The sequence below is a fragment of the Neisseria sp. P0009.S007 genome (genome assembly GCF_051962515.1).
Genome location: NZ_JBQCVF010000529.1, coordinates 1 through 1,029 on the forward strand (window position 1 = coordinate 1; position 1,029 = coordinate 1,029).

1 protein-coding gene is annotated in these 1,029 nt (G+C 53.1%); it reads right to left on the reverse strand.

What is annotated here, in order from left to right:
* On the reverse strand, positions 1–1,029 hold a 1,029-nt coding region (dsbD, locus tag ACTHS3_RS14550), incomplete at both ends, for a protein-disulfide reductase DsbD (RefSeq protein ID WP_440368318.1).

Below are 1,029 nucleotides of genomic sequence, written 5' to 3' on the forward strand. Positions count from 1 at the left end.
GTCGGCGTAGAAATCAATCAGCACGGGCTTGCTTGGATCGGCTTTCAAGGCGGCATCCATAGCGGCTTTGAGTTCGCCGACATCGGTAAACATTTTGCCGTGGTCGGTTTCTTGTCCGGCTTCGGATGGCGGAACCAGCGTTAAGAAGTGGTGCAGGGCGGTGGTTTGTTTATTAAAGCTTTGCCAGCCAAACCATGAGCCGCCAATCAGCAGTAAAAAGCCCAATACGGCGGCAACTGTTTTCAGACGGCCTTTTTGTTTGCCGGATTTCGCCAAAAGCATAAGGGCGGGGACAATCATCAGCAAGGTGTAGAGGCCGACTACTGCAAAATAAGGCAGATGCGGTGTGGCAAGGTATACGGCAACGGCCAGCAAAATGAAGCCGAATGCGTATTTGATACCGTTCATCCAGTCGCCTGCTTTAGGCAGGATATGGCCGCCGAATGTGCCGATGATGATGAGCGGTACGCCGGTGCCGAGTGCCAAAACATAAAGCGCGAGGCCGCCCAACACGGCATCACCGGTCTGGCCGATATAGCCCAAAGCAAATGCAAGCGGAGGCGCAACGCAAGGGCCGACAATCAGGGCGGACAAAATACCCATGATAAAGACGGAAATGATTTTGCCGCCGGAGAGTTTGTTGCTTTGGTTTTGGAAATAGGATTGGACAGAGTTTGGCAGCTGGATATTGAAGAGGCCGAACATGGACAGCGCCAGTATCACCATCAACGCGGCTGCGGCAAGCACAACCCAAGGCTGTTGCAGCCATACGGTCAACAGCGCGCCGGTCAAACCGGCAATCACGCCGACCAAGGTATAGGTCAGTGCCAAGCCTTGTACATACACCATAGACAAGGTAAACGCGCGGCCTTTACCGGCTTTTTTATCGCCCACGACAATACTGGAAACAATCGGCAGGAGCGGATACATACAAGCGGTAAAGCTTAAGCCCAAACCTGCGACAAAAAACGCCAACAGGTTGGCGTTTAAAGTATCCCAAGAGAGCTTGAAGCGGCTGCTGTCGGGATT